At 64.3% G+C, this 15,710-nt stretch carries 16 protein-coding genes; 7 read left to right on the top strand and 9 right to left on the bottom strand.

The window, feature by feature from the left end; genetic code table 11:
- Positions 1 to 133 precede the first annotated feature (133 nt).
- Positions 134 to 991 (top strand): phosphatase PAP2 family protein, encoded by an 858-nt coding sequence (locus O6Y00_RS10085; protein WP_353442449.1) that lies wholly within the window; start codon positions 134 to 136, stop codon positions 989 to 991.
- Here O6Y00_RS10085 and O6Y00_RS10080 read toward each other — a convergent pair.
- On the bottom strand, positions 939 to 2,246 hold the full coding sequence (locus tag O6Y00_RS10080) for a glycosyltransferase (RefSeq protein ID WP_353442448.1): 1,308 nt from the start codon (positions 2,244 to 2,246) through the stop codon (positions 939 to 941). The genes O6Y00_RS10085 and O6Y00_RS10080 overlap by 53 nt on opposite strands.
- Positions 2,247 to 2,445: 199 nt before the next feature.
- Between O6Y00_RS10080 and O6Y00_RS10075 the strand changes: the two genes are divergently transcribed.
- Positions 2,446 to 2,811 carry a DUF4440 domain-containing protein gene (locus O6Y00_RS10075; protein ID WP_353442447.1) on the top strand — a complete coding sequence of 122 codons (366 nt, stop codon included), beginning with the start codon at positions 2,446 to 2,448 and terminating at the stop codon, positions 2,809 to 2,811.
- Between the two features lie 248 nt (positions 2,812 to 3,059).
- Here the strand turns inward: O6Y00_RS10075 and O6Y00_RS10070 are convergent, their stop codons facing one another.
- From O6Y00_RS10070 to O6Y00_RS10055, 4 genes are all read right to left on the bottom strand, one after another.
- Entirely contained in the window at positions 3,060 to 4,937 is a 1,878-nt protein-coding gene (locus tag O6Y00_RS10070; protein WP_353442446.1) for a hybrid sensor histidine kinase/response regulator, read from the bottom strand.
- Positions 4,938 to 5,071: 134 nt separating this feature from the next.
- Positions 5,072 to 5,431, bottom strand: a complete 360-nt coding sequence (locus tag O6Y00_RS10065; RefSeq protein WP_353442445.1) for a hypothetical protein — start codon at positions 5,429 to 5,431, stop codon at positions 5,072 to 5,074.
- A complete protein-coding gene (locus O6Y00_RS10060; RefSeq protein ID WP_353442444.1) occupies positions 5,428 to 6,444 on the bottom strand; it encodes an SDR family oxidoreductase in 1,017 nt (338 codons plus the stop codon). Before O6Y00_RS10060 ends, O6Y00_RS10065 begins: the two co-directional genes overlap by 4 nt.
- 5 nt (positions 6,445 to 6,449) lie before the next feature.
- The gene (locus O6Y00_RS10055; RefSeq protein ID WP_353442443.1) at positions 6,450 to 7,115 is read right to left on the bottom strand and encodes an HAD family hydrolase; all 666 of its coding nucleotides are present in this window, start codon (positions 7,113 to 7,115) and stop codon (positions 6,450 to 6,452) included.
- A 543-nt stretch (positions 7,116 to 7,658) separates the two neighbouring features.
- Here O6Y00_RS10055 and O6Y00_RS10050 point away from each other — a divergent pair.
- The 5 genes from O6Y00_RS10050 to O6Y00_RS10030 all read left to right on the top strand — a co-directional run bounded on the left by O6Y00_RS10050 (position 7,659) and on the right by O6Y00_RS10030 (position 11,669).
- Positions 7,659 to 8,831, top strand: coding sequence for a zinc-dependent alcohol dehydrogenase (locus tag O6Y00_RS10050; RefSeq protein WP_353442442.1), 1,173 nt, complete (start codon positions 7,659 to 7,661; stop codon positions 8,829 to 8,831).
- A 77-nt stretch (positions 8,832 to 8,908) separates the two neighbouring features.
- Complete coding sequence (locus O6Y00_RS10045; RefSeq protein ID WP_353442441.1) at positions 8,909 to 9,367, top strand: hypothetical protein; 459 nt, start codon at positions 8,909 to 8,911, stop codon at positions 9,365 to 9,367.
- Between the two features lie 84 nt (positions 9,368 to 9,451).
- Complete coding sequence (locus O6Y00_RS10040) at positions 9,452 to 9,955, top strand: ferritin-like domain-containing protein (RefSeq protein WP_353442439.1); 504 nt, start codon at positions 9,452 to 9,454, stop codon at positions 9,953 to 9,955.
- A 65-nt stretch (positions 9,956 to 10,020) separates the two neighbouring features.
- A complete protein-coding gene (locus O6Y00_RS10035; RefSeq protein WP_353442438.1) occupies positions 10,021 to 10,299 on the top strand; it encodes a hypothetical protein in 279 nt (92 codons plus the stop codon).
- Positions 10,300 to 10,481: 182 nt separating this feature from the next.
- Positions 10,482 to 11,669: a DUF2252 family protein gene (locus O6Y00_RS10030; RefSeq protein WP_353442437.1), complete on the top strand. Its 1,188-nt coding sequence runs from the start codon at positions 10,482 to 10,484 to the stop codon at positions 11,667 to 11,669.
- A gap of 61 nt (positions 11,670 to 11,730) precedes the next feature.
- Here O6Y00_RS10030 and O6Y00_RS10025 read toward each other — a convergent pair whose 3' ends face one another.
- Genes O6Y00_RS10025 through O6Y00_RS10010 form a run of 4 tightly spaced genes read right to left on the bottom strand, consistent with a single transcriptional unit; the run spans position 11,731 to position 15,609 of the window.
- Positions 11,731 to 12,036 carry a cytochrome o ubiquinol oxidase subunit IV gene (locus O6Y00_RS10025; RefSeq protein ID WP_353442436.1) on the bottom strand — a complete coding sequence of 102 codons (306 nt, stop codon included), beginning with the start codon at positions 12,034 to 12,036 and terminating at the stop codon, positions 11,731 to 11,733.
- On the bottom strand, positions 12,033 to 12,659 hold the full coding sequence (locus O6Y00_RS10020) for a cytochrome c oxidase subunit 3 (protein ID WP_353442435.1): 627 nt from the start codon (positions 12,657 to 12,659) through the stop codon (positions 12,033 to 12,035). The genes O6Y00_RS10025 and O6Y00_RS10020 overlap by 4 nt, the downstream gene beginning before the upstream one ends.
- Positions 12,656 to 14,755: a cbb3-type cytochrome c oxidase subunit I gene (locus O6Y00_RS10015; protein ID WP_353442434.1), complete on the bottom strand. Its 2,100-nt coding sequence runs from the start codon at positions 14,753 to 14,755 to the stop codon at positions 12,656 to 12,658. Before O6Y00_RS10015 ends, O6Y00_RS10020 begins: the two co-directional genes overlap by 4 nt.
- Positions 14,752 to 15,609, bottom strand: a complete 858-nt coding sequence (locus O6Y00_RS10010) for a cytochrome ubiquinol oxidase subunit II (RefSeq protein ID WP_353442433.1) — start codon at positions 15,607 to 15,609, stop codon at positions 14,752 to 14,754. Before O6Y00_RS10010 ends, O6Y00_RS10015 begins: the two co-directional genes overlap by 4 nt.
- Positions 15,610 to 15,710: the final 101 nt, after the last annotated feature.

Genomic DNA, 15,710 nt, shown 5'->3' with positions numbered 1-15,710 from the left:
ACGGTAAAAAGCTCGAAAACAACCAGCCTTGGCACCGCGGGGTGGCCCACTGCGTTCGACCGCGATGATCGCCCCAGTCTTACGCGCCGACCACCGGGACACTCCCTCTTGGCTGTTGATCGCAGCCATGCTGGTGAGTTTCCTTGCAGCGCAATATCATCACCGCTTCACGGTAGATCCGATCCGCGCGGCACCCGCGGTGGCGTCGCTGGCCGCGCTCGGCATCGCGCTGGCGATCGGCAGGTACACCGCGCGACCGCGGCTGGCGGCTGGCGCGACCGCGTTCCTCCAGATGACACTCTTCACGCTGCTCGGCGTCGTGCTGGCGTATGCGTTGGCGGCGAATTCCGGACGATTGTGGGACGCGCGGCTGGCCGCCGCCGATCGCGCCATCGGCTTCAACTGGCCGGTCCTGCTGGCGGTGCTCGACAAATGCCCTTCTGCGATCTGGCTGTTCGGATTGGCGTATCACAGCCTCACCTTGCAGATGATCGTCGTCATCGTCGCGTTGAGCGGCCGAGGTAAAGTCGACACGCTGCGGACGATGGTCTGTGCCGCGATCCTGTCCGGTTTCGTCACGATCCTGATTTCGGGGCTTACCCCGGCGATGGGCAATCTGTTCGATCCATCGCGCTACGGGCATCTCTGGCCGTCCATAGCCTGGCTGGAACAGGGGCTGATTTCGGGGCTTCGCGACGGGTCGCTACGCGTGCTCGATCTCACCATGCTCATGGGAATCGTAAGCTTTCCCAGTTTCCATGCGACGCTCGCCGCCATCTTCATATGGGCCTTTGGCGCGATGCCGCGTGTTGCCCTGCCGGGCCGGGCGTGGGCGATATTGACGATCATCGCAACGCCGGTCTTCGGCGGGCACTACGGGGTCGACGTCATCATGGGCCTCATCCTCGCACCGCCCGCCATCATTGCAGCGCGCCACCTCACGCGGCGCAGGCAGCCTTCCCGTCCGATGGGATCGGCCCTGCCGGCCTGACGTCGGCATCGTCGAAGAGCGCCGCATCGACCATCGCCGCCGCCTCGGCCGCGCCCCCTGCCCCGGCCATATCCGTCCCGAGCAGCCGGGCCGCATGGCGGTATCGCGGATCACCCAGCACGAGCCGCAACGCCGGTTCGAGGCCCCCCTTGCCGGCTTCGGCGGCGGAGACGACGCGTGCAGCCCCGATCCGCTTCAAACGCGCCGCAGTTGCCGGTTGCTCGAATGCCAACGGGACGGCAACGATCGGAACGCCGGCCGCCAGCGCGTCCAGCACCGTGTTGAACCCGCCGTGCAGGATTGCGGCGGAACACCGTGGCAGGACGCGGGTCTGAGACCAGAATGCCCGCACCAGCGGGTTTCCAGGTAGCGAGTGGGCTTCGCGATCGCTCAGCCCGCCGCCATGCGCCACCACCGCACGGGCACCGACCGCGGCGCATGCAGCCGTCATAGCCGCGAACAGCGATCGGCGCGAACCCTGCAACGATCCCAACGAACAGAATATGAGCGACCGGCCGTCATTCTCTGGAAGGTGTTCCTCGGGCTCGTCCAGTCGCCACGGCGCGCCGTATCGGAAACTCTGCGGCAACGCCGTGCGCGGAAAGTCCAGGCCTGCCGGGCATTGCGCGATCTGCAAGCGGTCGGACCATTGATGCCGGGGGTCGGGATCGAGCCCCCAACGACGGGCATAGGCCGACACGATCGTCGTGATCGGCCGCATCAACAGGTCGCTGACCGCGTACCCGCCGCTGTTGCGATTTCGCCCCACCGCACCCGGACGATACGCCCAGCCAAGAAAGGGTGGCGGTACCGTCGGCTCCCTGAGCAACGGCAATCCCGTAACGGCGGTCACGAACGGCAGGCGGAGATGGCGTGCCACCAGCGCCCCCGCCGGCTCGACCGAATCGGCGAGCACCGCGTCGACCCCCAGCCTGGACAGTGCAGCCGGAAGCGCCTTCAGCAGCAACTCCGTCATCGACGCGGTGCCGCGGATCATCCTCGGTAGTCCGACAGGCCCGGATGGCTGCGCCAGCTTGCGATAATAGTCCGCCAGCAAGCCTTGGCAGTCCGCGGGGTGGTCGAGCGGAGCAAAACCCACGCCGCAGTCGGGCACCAGCGAGGCCACGTCGGCCATGTGAACGACCGTGACTTGACGCCCCGCTTCGGCGAGCGATGTTCCCAATGCTGCCAGCGGATTGATGTGGCCCGCGGTCGGCGGCGCGATGATGGCGATATGCCGCCTTTTGACCGTCAATGCAGTGGAGCTTTCCGTCGCCGTCTTGTTCCACCGGTCACTACCAGCATGCGGGCGAAGAGCGATAGCGCCATTCATTGGATCGAAGTCAGCATGCTCCCGTCATTGGCTCATGCAAATTGAGTTTCGGTGCCGCGACCGCAGAGCCATCGGAACCCTCTTCCACCTCCCTGCGCTTGAACCAGGAAGGAGAATGTTCATGGACGATCAACGCGTGTGGGAATTCGAGCGCAGCCTATGGGATGCCAGCAACGCGCAGTATCAGGATCGGATCGACCAGGAGATCGTCATGGTTCTTCCCCGCCCACCCTATGTCTTTCAGGGCCAAGCCGCGAAGGATGCGGTCAAGGCGACGCCCAAGTGGGATTCGGTCGAGCTGTCGGACAAGCGCGTGTCGCGCCCTCAGGAGGGATTGATCGTCGTTGCGTATACTGCGCGTTGCTCCAGCAGTGATGAGAAGTACGAGGCGCATTGCTCGTCCACCTTGCGCATGCGGGGGCATGACGACTGGCTGGTCGTCCAGCACCAGCAGACCCCGCCGCTGACCGCCCGCGTCGAGACCTGACGCCCCTGATACGTCCCATCCCATGCGCACCCGTTGCCTGGCCGCAACGGGTGCGCAGTCAAGTCACGCTACCGCGCTTGACGATCGGGAGAAGACATCGAGCATCAAGAAGCCGAGGGGCCATCCGCGCGCGCTACGAGTCCCGCTCGGTCGTGCGAACATTAAGAGCACAGCGCTACGCCTAGCTCTGGCGAGACGCAGCCGAGCGGGAACGGACAGGACCCGCGCCTCAGTCCGCAGAGCGTACGTTACGGTTCCCCGAGTACCCGCTGCATCGCACTGCTCAGTTCGCCGATCGAGTAAGGCTTATGGAGCAGCGCGAAGCCGTTCGAGCCCGAGGTCGCGATGACGGTGCTGTAGCCACTCGTCAGCAGTACGCGCAGACGCGGGTGGCGCTCGCGGAGGAGCGCGGCGAGCACGATGCCAGACATCCCGGGCATGACCACGTCGGAAAAAACGATGCCGAACCGATGCGGTGTGGCATCGATTTCCTGCAACGCCGCGGCGGCGTTCGGCGCCCAAACGGTCTCATGACCCAATTCGGCGAGCGCCTGCGTGGCGAACGTGCCAACCGCTTCATTGTCTTCGACGACCAAGACGCACAGATCGTCCGGCAACAGTGCGAGATCATCGTCCGAGGCCGCGGGTTCCGCGACGATGTTGTCGTCGAGCCTGGGCAGATAAAGCGTGAAAATCGTCCCACCAGCCGGGCTGGAAGTCGCTATGATTTCGCCCTCCGACTGTTTGGCGAAACCGAAAACCTGGCTGAGACCGAGCCCCGTGCCTTGGCCGACAGGCTTCGTCGTGAAGAAGGGCTCGAAGATGCGGTCGATCTGATCGGCGGGAATTCCCAGACCAGTGTCCATAATCGCGATTGCAACGAACGGGTCGACCACCGCCCCATTTCCGCGTGTGCCTGGGATCTGGTCCGCTAGTTTGACCGTGATCGTCAGCACGCCGACCGCGTCCATGGCATCACGCGCATTGACCGCCATGTTGACGATCGCCGTGTCGAACTGGCTGCGATCGGCCCGCACGTGACACGGGCAATCCGCGACGTCGATGCGCAGTTCGATCCGCGACCCGGTCAGCGTGGCGATCATATCGCGAAGCGCAAGGACGCTCGCACCAACGTCGAACGCCTCGGGCTTCAGCGCTTGACGCCGCGCGAAGGACAGAAGCTGGCTGGTAAGCTTCGTTGCACGATCCGCGGTGTCCGCGACCGCCTCGATGTAGCGGCGGCGCTTCGGCTCCGGCACGTCGGTCCGGCGCAACAGGTCGGCCGATCCGCGGATCACTGTCAGCAGATTGTTGAAATCATGGGCGATCCCACCGGTCAGCTGGCCCAGCGCCTCCATCTTCTGAGACTGGCGCAGTTGTTCTTCAAGCAGGCGTTGCTTGGTCATGTCGATGCCGATGCCGGTACGCCGTACCGCGACACCGTTCGCGTCGAAATAGGTATGCCCCCGCGACAGGACATAGCGGATCGATCCGTCGGCATGGCGGATGCGGTATTCGAGCTCGAGGTCACCGGGTCGGACGAGCCCGCCCGTCATCACGGTCTTCAGCGGACTCAGATCGTCGTCCAGCACATTGGCGAGGAACTCGGCCATCTTGAAACCCTTCGCGCCGCGGTCGGGATCGAGACCGTACAGCGCCGCGATTGCCGCATCGCAGACGAAGGTGTCGGACGGGACATCATAGGTCCAAACGCCGACCCCGCCGACTGCGCTCAGCGCCAACCGAACGAAGTCCTGCGTATCGCGCAACTCGGTTTCCGCATCGCGCTCGGGCGTCCGGTCCCGTCCGATCGCCGTAAAACGAATGCCGTCCGGCATCGGCGACAGCGACCAGGCGATGACGTGCCATGACCCGTCGTGTCCGCGTAGCCGATTCTCGAACCGCGCGGGCTGACGGTCGGCTCGCATCGCCGCGACCGCCATCATCGATGGCATGACATCGTCCGGATGCGTGAGCGCGGTATAGTCACCGTTCAGCAGGTCTTGCGCCGTCTTGCCGGTCAGCGCGTACCAGGACGGACTGACGCGCACGAGCTTACCCTCGTAATCCGCAACGCCCAGCAGGTCCTCGCTAAGCGCCCAGAACTGTTCGGATTCAGGCTCCATGGCGAACGCTTATAGCGTTATAAGAGGCGTGCCTACTTCACCAATCATAATCAGGAGAGGCGCTCCGCGGCCTGGTAGGTAGAGAGGTCCATTTCGCCGGTATCGGTGGGATCTGAACACGGAATCGCTCTGTTTCACGGATCTAGCGAAAGGCGCGCATCGTGGAGCGGCAGCTTGTCGACCGTGATGCACGGCGTTTGTCGCGGCGTTGAATCACCGAGGACCGGGTCGCGCGACAGGTTCGCGGACGAGCGCCGTCTACCAGCCTGCGGCCGTCGATTTCGACCGGCGAGAAGACGACCGGTGGCGCGAAGTTCGCGCGAATGTGTCCGGGTCCGAATCGAGGCGCCGCTGAGCCGATCGGGCGTGTAGGCGTGGTTGTGCAGCACCTCGTACACGCCCGCTTCGAACGCGCCGAGCGCGTTGCCGCCGCCGAGGACGAGCACGACGTCGAAGTCGCCCGCCGCCCCTGCCCGTTCGGCGTCCGGTGTCACCGACTGATATGCTTCGGCCGCCTGAGGGCAACCGCGATCCCGGCACCGACGACACCGAGCACCAGAATGGCGGGGTGGAGTTTCTGGGCCTGCAACACCGTGCTCGACTTGCGCGCGTGCACGTCCTGGCTTCCACGCAGCGCATCGACGCGTGGCTCGTAGAGGTTGTCGCGGCGCGCCGGGTCGCCGGGGTCTTCCGGCTTTTGCTGCGCGACGGTGCCGACCAGCTCCATGATCCTGTCGCTCAACCGCGGCGCGGCACGCGAGAGGAGCGAGGACAGCAGCCCCCCGCCCCCTGCATACAGCGTCCGCCGCGGCGTCTCGCAGGCGAACAGCACCGCATCGGCGACGACCGACGGTGCATAGAGCGGCGGCGGCAGGCGTGGTGGCTGGTCCATGAAGTTGCGCGCATGCTCGGGGAATGGCGTATCGATCGCGCCGGGCTTGATCAGCGTGACCGAGATCGGGGCGCCCTCCTGCTCCAATTCCATCCGCAGCGTGTCGGTCAGCGCCTGCACCGCATGCTTGGTCGCGCAATATGGTCCCTGCTCGACGATCGCGCGGTCGCTGAGGATCGAGCCGACATTAATGATGGCTCCGCCGCCACGGCCGCGTAGATGCCTCGCGGCGACCAGCGACCCGTGCAGTACGCCGAAATAATTGACGTCGAACACGCGGCGGTGATCCGCGACAGGAACCTGTTCGAGCGTGCCATAGGTGCCGGCGCCGGCGTTGTTGACCCAGCTGTCGAACCCGCCGAACGCCTCGATCGCGACGGCGGCGACCCGCTGCACCGCCGCCATGTCGCTGACGTCCCCGACGCAGATCGCGATGCGTCCGCCGTCAGCCGACAGGCGATCGCGCAGGGCCTCGAGTGCCGCCTCGTTACGCGCAGTAGCGACGACGGCCGCACCGCGTTTCACGGCCTCTTCGACTATGGCGAGACCATTGCCGCTGGTAGCGCCAGTGACGACGATGATCTGGTCGCGAAGAGGTTTCAGGGTGATGGCCATGGCGATCAGCGTCCCAGCGGCGAGGTTGCGTAGTCGGCGAGCAAGGCCGCCACGTCGTCGTAGAGCGCGATCGCGCCTGCCGCGTGCAGTTGCTCGTCGTTGAACTTGCCCGATCGAACGGCGATGGCGGCGATGCCGCATTTGGCTGCCGCCTCGATGTCATAGGGCGTGTCGCCGACGACAATCACCTCGGCGGGATCGATTCCCGGCAGCTTCTTGAGCGCGGTCGCGAAGATGTCGGGCGCGGGCTTGGTCTGCTCGACGTCGTCGCTGCTCGTCGTCGCGGCGATCAGGTCGCGGGCTTCGAGCAGGTCTATATAGTGGTCGAGTTCTGCCTCGGAGGCGGACGAGGCCAGTACGACCTGCTGCCCGAGACCATGCGCGTGGGCCAGCAGGTCGTGCGCCTGCGCGAACGGCTTGGCGGTCTCCAGGTATTTTGCCTTGAAGATCGCGCCGTGCGTGTCGCCGAGCTTTTGCTGCTGCTCCTCGTCTGCGTCGGGCAGCAGCGTTGGCACGAGCATGTCGGTCCCCTTGCCGATCTGGTCGTGGATCACCTGGCGGTCGAACGACGCGCCGACGGTCGCGAACGCCTCCTCCCAGGCGAGGACGTGCATGTCGTTGGTGTCGACCAGCGTACCGTCGATATCGAAGAGAATGGCTTTGATTTGCATAGGTCTTCCCAAATCTGGTTCGTGCACCCGCCCGCCGGAACGCCGCCGCCCGCAAGCGTTGCGGTCGAATGGCGTAGGCGGTGTGCGATGAGGTCCAAACGGCTCACGCGCCGAATTAGCCCGCGCTCCGGCAAACTAGACGATGCGACCGCCGATCAGGATGACCATTCAAAGCATCCATGTCGCAACCGCAACGATATCCGGTAACAATCCGGCTCATCAAGTCATTAAGATGTCTGCTATTTTTACGTCATGGGCACAACTTGGTTTAATCAGATCAATACTGATACCGATCAATACGAAAATTAAATGCCAGATATTGGCGTGAAGCAGGAACGATGACGCTACGTTGATCGCTATACGCCCCAGTATACGCTCACGCTGACGGCAACGACGCATATGCGTGGCGGCCGGACCTTCGCGGCGACAGTGCATAGTGTTGATGATGATCGGGCGGCATTTGCGCCAGTGCCGAGTCATGCCTGATGAGATGCCCTGTCGTCCGTGAGCACTATACTGTAGTTTTATGACGGAGACTGTCTGATGCGCGCACTTGTTTGGCATGGAAAAGGCGATGTTCGGGTCGATACTGTAGCAGACCCCGAGATCAAGCATCCGCGCGATGCGATCATCAAGGTTACGGCCTGTGCGATTTGCGGATCCGACCTTCATCTACTCGACGGCTACCAGCCGACGATGCAGGCGGGCGACATTCTTGGCCACGAGAACATGGGCGTGGTCGTCGCACTCGGCTCCGAAGTCACCAATCTGAAGATCGGCGACCGCGTCGTCGTGCCGTTCACGATCAGCTGCGGCGATTGCTTCTTCTGTCGCAAGGGGCTGTTCTCGGCGTGCGAGCGGACCAATCCGAATTCCGAGATGGCGATCAAGGCGATGGGCCATTCGCCTGCCGGCCTGTTCGGGTTCAGCCACATGCTGGGCGGCTATTGCGGTGGCCAGGCCGAGTATCTGCGCGTGCCGATGGCGGATATCGGCCCGATCAAGGTGCCCGACAGCGTCACCGACGAGCAGGCGCTGTTCCTCTCCGACATCTTCCCAACCGGCTACATGGCGGCCGAGAATGCGCAGATCCAGCCCGGCGACACCGTGGCGATCTGGGGTTGCGGTCCGGTCGGTCAGTTCGCGATCCGCTCGGCGCTGATGCTCGGCGCGGGCCGCGTGATCGCGATCGACGAGGTGCCCGAGCGTCTGGCGATGGCCGAGGCAGGCGGCGCGGAGACAATCAACTTTGCCGAGGTCGACAGCGTCTATGACGAGCTCCAGTTCCGCACCAAGGGCCGCGGCCCGGACAGTTGCATCGACGCGGTCGGCGCCGAGGCTTCGGGTCATGGCGCGATGGATGCGGTGATCGACAAGGTGAAGGCGGCGACCTTCCTCGCGACCGACCGCGTGCACGTGCTGCGCGAGGCGATCATGAGCTGCCGGATGGGCGGCACGGTGTCGATACCCGGCGTCTATGTCGGGATGGGCGACAAGATCCCGATCGGCGCGATGATGAACAAGGGGCTGACGATCAAGACCGGCCAGACGCACGTCCAGGCCTATACCAAGCCGCTGCTCGCACGGATCGAGGCGGGCGATATCGACCCAAGCTTCGTCGTGACGCACCCGGCCAGCCTCGAAGATGCGCCCGAGATGTACCAGAAGTTCCGCGACAAGCAGGACGGCGTCATCAAGGTCGTGCTGCGGCCGTAACCCCATCCCGAGCCGGTCCGTTCTCGTCGAGCGGTCCGGCTTGGCCTTTTTTGATCCCCATTCAGAAGGACGTACCGATGAGTGACAAGGTTCAGACCCCCGTCCCCGGCAATCCTGCGAGCAAGGGCGCACCGGACGGCATATCGGACTCGCCGCGCGGCAACGACGATGTTCACGGCCGCAGCGAAGGCGGCGAAAGTGGCGGCGGCTCCTACCCCAACCCGCATGCCGGCAAAACCGAGACGAACACCGGTTTCATGGCGCATGGCGGCCAGACCGACATCGCCTATCACGGTGGCGGTCAGGCCGGCGAAGACGGCGGCGATGCAGGAAACGGTGTCGCAGGCTCGGACGGCGGTGACCGCACGACGATCGCCGCCGACCCCGACGCGGACCGCGAACCGCATGCGATCTCGGCCGAAGGTCACACGATCGCGGTCGTCGAGACGTCGGGTATCGCCGAAGCCGAGGCCAACGGCAAGATCGGTACCGATGCCGACTACGAGGACGAGCAGAAGCAGCCCGGCGCCGGCTGAAGTCGCCGCGCCTAAGTCTGCATTTCCCGCAATTCAAAACCAGCTGCCGCGCATCCCGCCCGGTAAAACCACGAGGATAATCCCATGTCTGCACCCGGAGATCTCCAGGAAATCTACACCGACGAACTGAAGGATCTGTGGTCCGCGAACGACCAGATGAAGAAGGTCCTCAAGAAGATCACGTCCAAGGCGAGCGATGCTTCGCTGAAAGAGATGCTGACCAAGTCGCAGGCGGATATCGAGACGCATACCGACCTGCTCAAGGACCTGATCGCATCGAACGACGAGAAGGTCTCGAAGGAGCATTGCAAGGGCATGGAAGGCCTGGTCGCCGAAGCCACCAAGCATGTCCTTGAGGAGGGGCCGGAGAAGGGTCCGCTGCTCGATGTGATGATCATCGCGCAGTATCAGCGGATGACGCATTACGGGATCGCTGGGTTCGGCACGGCGACGGCGTACGCCAAGGCGTTGGGGCTCAAGGACGACCACAAGAAGCTCAGCGCGGCCACCAAGGACATCTATGGTGGCGACGAATATATGACGAAGCTCGCCGAGACGACCGTCAACATCGACGCCGAAGACGAATGAGATGCTCGCCCGCCGGCACCAACCCGGCGGGCGACGACCCAACGCAGACGATGAAAGCGACGACGATGACGACCTACCCTTTGAGCGAACCGGCTACGATCTATGCCGCGGAACCGTCCGGCGATGCGACGTCAGAAGCGGTCGGACAAGGAACGCTGGAAGAGTGCGTGGATATCGTCGCTGATCTTCCGGCGGACAGGCAAAAATCGGTCATGATCCAGATGGATGATATCGACCTCAGCTTCGGCTCCCGGGACATCAGCGAACTTTTACGGTTTCTGCGGGAGGAAACCCCAGGCCTTTCGGACACCGAAATAGCCGAGGTGAAAAGCGCCGACCTGTAAGGGTCAGATGCGTGTTGCGATGCCGGGCGATGATGCTATCGGCGACGGCCACCCAGGACCGTGGGTGACCGCCACCTCTCATCACCCGACCAATTCGGCGGTTGCCTGACCCCGGTCTTCGTCGTCACGAAACGACCGTCGGTCAGGCAGGCGCCGATCCTTCCTCTCTCGAAAGCGAACTCATGGCCGTGGCTCCCGACGAACGCTCGGCCGTGCTCGAACGAACCCGCGCCCTCAAGATGGCGCGGTCGGTCCACGCTTATGTTCGCGGCAACACGGCGCAGTTCTATCAATGGCTCGAGGAGTCACCCGTCGCAGCCAGCATTCCAGAAGGTCCGGCAGTCTGGATTTGCGGCGACTGTCATCTCGGCAATCTCGGGCCGGTGGCAGATGCGGATCATCGCGTCGACATCCAGATACGCGATCTGGACCAGACCGTCATCGCCAATCCCGCCTACGACCTGATCCGCCTCGGCCTGTCGCTCGAAACCGCGGCACGCAGTTCGGATCTGCCGGGGGTCACGACCGCACGGATGATCGAAGCGATGGTCGACGGATATTGCCGGGCGCTGACCCCGACCGTCGAGGACGATCCGCGCGAACCCGACGTCGTCCGGTCGGTAAGGCGCGAGGCGATCGGCAGACGGTGGCGCCATCTCGCAAAGGACCGTCTCGAGGACGTCGAGCCAAACATTCCGCATAACAAACGCTTCTGGAAGCTGTCGCGCGCGGAGAAGAGCGAGATCGTGGCGCTGTTCGGCGAGGATTCGGTTCGCGCGCGATGCATGGAACTGGCCGGTGTTGTCGGCGACGGGAAACTTCGGGTGGTCGACGCTGCCTATTGGCGCAAGGGGTGCAGTTCGCTCGGTCACCTTCGTTTCGCGGTGCTGATCGGCATCTCGCACGGCAAGGCAAAGGATGAACGACTGGCGCTGGTCGATATCAAGGAGGCCGTGGCCTCCGTCGTACCGGTAACGAGCGAGACGACGATGCCGCGCGACGCGGGTCAGCGGGTGCTCGCCGGGGCAACCGCGCTGTCGCCGAACCTGGGCCAGCGAATGGTCGCGGCGCACCTGATGGGCAAGCCCGTCTTCCTGCGCGAACTGGCGCCGCAGGACCTCAAGATCGAGGTCGAACAATTCAGTCGCAAGGAAGCGGTCGCCGCCGCGTCCTACCTGTCGTTCGTCGTAGGTCAGGCGCACGCGCGACAACTCAGCGACGCCGCGAGATTGGCATGGCGCGACACACTGACCGCCCGCGATGAGAAACTCGATGCACCGTCTTGGCTATGGCAAGCGATCGTCGCGATGGCCGGAGCACATGAAGTGGGCTATCTCGAACACTGCCGCCGCTTCGGCGCGCATGGGTGAGGTCTTCCCCCATTAACTCATGACATAGGGCGATCGTGATGCAGTCGGGCCGGTGATGCGCTTACCCCATCATCCGCCCGCGCAGGTTGAACAGGATCACCAGCGTTCCCGACACCATCAAGGCGATGATGAGCGCGGAGAAGAGGATCAGTTGCAGGTCGTGGCGCGACGAGCGCTTGAGGCTGATGTGAAGGAAACAGCGGAACTGCACCGCCATCTGGACGAGCCCCAGCGCCAGCACGGTGCCGAAGATGGCGCGTGCGCCGAACGACGGCCAGCGGACCATCGCGAAGGCCGCCGCCGTCAGCGCGAGCGACAGGCCGTAGCCGATCGCATAGGTCCTGAGTTCGCGGGTCCGGTCGCTCATCCGATGTTCCCTTGCAGATAGACGACAGAGAAGATCGCGATCCAGACGATGTCGAGCAGGTGCCAGAACAGCCCCAGCCGCAACAGGTTGATCCTCACGCGCGCATCGAGGCCGTAGGCGCATACCTGCCCGACCATCACGACCAGCCAGAAGCAAGCGACCGCGACATGCAGCCCGTGCAGCCCGACCAGCGCGAAGAACGACGACAGGAATCCGCTGCGCATCGGGTAGGCGCCGTGCGCGAACATCGTCGCGAAGTCGTTCGCCTCGAGCGCCAGGAAGACGAGGCCGAGGCCGAGCGTCGCGCCGAGCCAGGCAAACAGCACACGGCGCGGTTCGTCGTACTTCATCGCAATCGTCGCGCGGCCGAACGTCGCGCTGCTCGTCAGCAGCAGCAGCGTCTCGACGAACGCGGGCAGCAGCTTGAATTCTGAGGCGGGCGTCGGGCCGCCGACGGTGCTCGCGATCATCGTGCCATAGGTCGCGAACAGCAACGCGAAGATCACCGCGTCGCTCATCAGGAATATCCAGAAGCCGAAGATCGCATTCTCCGCCTGGTCCTGCGTCAGCGCGCCGGTGTCGCCAAGGTTGAGGCCGGCATGCGCCAGTTCGGGTTCGCTCACGCCACGATCTCCGCAAGGCCACGATTGACTGCCGCAGTCTCCAGTTGCCGCGGAACCGCGGGCGTCGCCCGGACGCGCGTGAGCCATGCCTCATGCTCGCGCGCGACCTCCGCAGCGGGAATGGTCCGATGCTGGTCGCGACCGAAGCTGCGTAGCACGACCGCCGCGACGATCACCTGCAGCGCGACGACGGTCAGTCCCCAGATCTCCCAGATCAGCCCGAACGCGGCGACCGCGGCGGTGAGCCCGATCACGACACTGGTCGCGCTGCCCCGCGGCACGACGATGTCCTCGTAAGCGGCTGGTGAGGCGTAAGGGTCTGGCTGGCCCTCGTCATGCTTGTGATCGTAGAACGGGTTGCGTCCGTCGATTAGTGGCAGGACGGCGAAATTATACTCTGGCGGCGGTGCGCTGACCGACCATTCGAGTCCGCGGCCATCCCACGGGTCGCCCGCTTCCACGCGGGTCTTGGCACGATCGCGGATGCTCACCCACAACTGGATGCCGAGCGACGTCAGCGCCGCCAGCAGGACGAACGCGCCGACGCCTGCGACGTACAGCCACGGCCGGAACGACGGTTCGAAGATCGCCTGCGTCCGCCGCGCCATTCCGCTCGCGCCGAGCACGTAGAGCGGGAAAAAGGCGAGGTAGAACCCGACTACCCAGCAGGTGAACGCGATCCGCCCCCAGCGCTCGTCGAGGCGGAACCCGAACGCCTTGGGGAACCAGTAATGATAGCCCGCGAGCATCCCGTAGAGCAGCCCCGGGATCAGCATGTTGTGGAAATGCGCGACCAGGAACAGCGTGTTGTGGACCAGGTAGTCGAGCGGCGGCATCGCGAGGATGATGCCGGTGAAGCCGCCCAGCACGAACGTCATCATGAACGCGAGCGCGTAGAGCATCGGCACGGTGAAGCGCACCTCGCCGCGAAACATCGTCCAGATCCAGTCGTAGATCTTGACGCCGGTCGGCACGCCGATCGTCATCGTCGCGATCCCGAACGCCGCGTTGACGTTGGCCGACTGCCCCATCGTGAAGAAATGATGGACCCACACGGTGAAGCTCAGCACCGCGATCGCCATCGTCGCGATCACCAGCGAGGTGTAGCCGTATAGATCCTTGGTCGAGAAGGTCGACACGACCTCCGAATACACGCCGAACGCGGGCAGGATCAGGATGTAGACCTCGGGATGACCGAACAGCCAGAACATGTTGGCGTAGTTCATCATGTTGCCGCCGAGGTCGTTGGTGAAGAAATGGAACCCCAGATAGCGGTCGAGCGCGAGCATCAGCGTCGCGACGGTCAGCGGCGGCATCGCGAAGATCATCAGGATCGACGTGCACAGGCTGGTCCACGAAAACATCTGCATCCGCATGAACCGCATGCCGGGCGCGCGCAGCTTGTAGACGGTGCAGGCGATGTTGATCCCCGCCATCGTCGAGCCGATCGACCCCAATGTCACCGCCCAGATCCAATAGTCGACGCCGACGCCGGGGCTGAACGCGCGCTCGGTATAGGGCGGGTAGCCACTCCATCCGCCGGTCGAGAATTCGCCGACCACAAGGCTTGCCATCATCAGGCCGGCGGCGCCGATCGTCAGCCACAACGCGATCGAATTGGCCCAGGGAAATGCCATGTCGCGCGCGCCGATCTGGAGCGGCAGGACGTAGTTGATCATCCCCGTCAGGAACGGCATCGCCATGAAGAAGATCATGATCGAGCCGTGCGTCGAGAATAGCTGGCCAAAATGGTCGGGCGACAGGAAGCCGGGGTTCTCGATCGCCACCGCCTGCTGCATCCGCATCAGCACCGCCTCGACCAGCGCTCGCGACAGCATCACGAACGCGACGACGATGTACATGATGCCGATCTTCTTGTGATCGAGGCTAGTGAGCCACTCGGTCCACAGATACCGCCACTTGCCATAACGCGTCAGCAGCGCCGCGACGACTACCGCGCCGACCACCACCAGCGCGCCCGCGAACGCACCGATGATCTCGCTGATCGTCGGGTTCTCCCACGCGCGCACGAACGGCAGGTCCTGCCAGCCGAACCGGCCGAGCACGGCCGGCCAGAGGGGAACGGAAACGGTCATCGAACGGCTTTCGTAGAAGAATGGGTCATGCCGCCAGTCGCGGCGACGACGTGCTCGAACAGGTGTGGCGTGACATGCGCGAACTCGACGGGGTGCGTGATAATCGACCGCGCAGACAGCCGCCGCCACGTCTGCGCATCGAGGGTACGTTTGCCGCGACGTGCAGCCGCCGCCCAGCGATCGTATTCCGCCGGCGACACCGCGACGACGTCGAACTGCTGCTGCTGGAAGCCGGCGCCGTTATACTGCGTGTTCTCGCCGCGGAACCGTCCCGGCCGGTGCGCCTGGATATTCAGCTCGGTCGTCATCCCGCCCATCGCATAGACCTGCCCGGCGAGCTGCGGGATCAGCATCGACTGCATCACCGTGCCGCTGGTCAGCTTGATATGTACCGGGCGCCCGGCGGGAATGGTCAGCCGATCGACCGACGCGACGCCGAGGTCGGGATAGACGAACACCCATTTCCAATCGAGCGCGATCGCCTGCACCTCGACCGGCGCTGCGCCCGGCAACCGCCGATACGGATCGTCGATCTGCGTCCAGTGCCACAGCAGTACCGCCAGCCCGATCACGATCCCGGCAGGCGGGATCCAGATCAGCGCCTCGACCCACCACGAGAAATTCCACTTAGGCCGGTACGCGTCGCTACGGTTGGACAACCGGTAATGCCACGCGAACAGCGGAGTCAGCAGCAGCACCGGCCCCGCGACGAACAGCAGCACGATCGATACGGTGACGAACAGGTCGCGCTCGTGCCCCGCCACCGGCCCCTGCGGATTGAAGAAGCCGTGCGACAACGCCGTACAACCGCCCAGACCGACAACAGCCGCGACCAGCGATAGACGCAATATCACTCGCTTGAGCCGTATGACCACGTGTCCCCCTAATCATCCCGTCCGCCGTCTTAAGCCGCGAGCGCGCTGACGTCTTTAACTTACAGACCGTCCGCCACTGT

The organism is Sphingomonas faeni (assembly GCF_040407565.1).
Taxonomy (GTDB): Bacteria; Pseudomonadota; Alphaproteobacteria; order Sphingomonadales; family Sphingomonadaceae; genus Sphingomonas; species Sphingomonas faeni_F.
The sequence above is the reverse complement of the archived record's forward strand: the minus strand, read 5'-3'. Positions and strand labels throughout refer to the sequence as shown.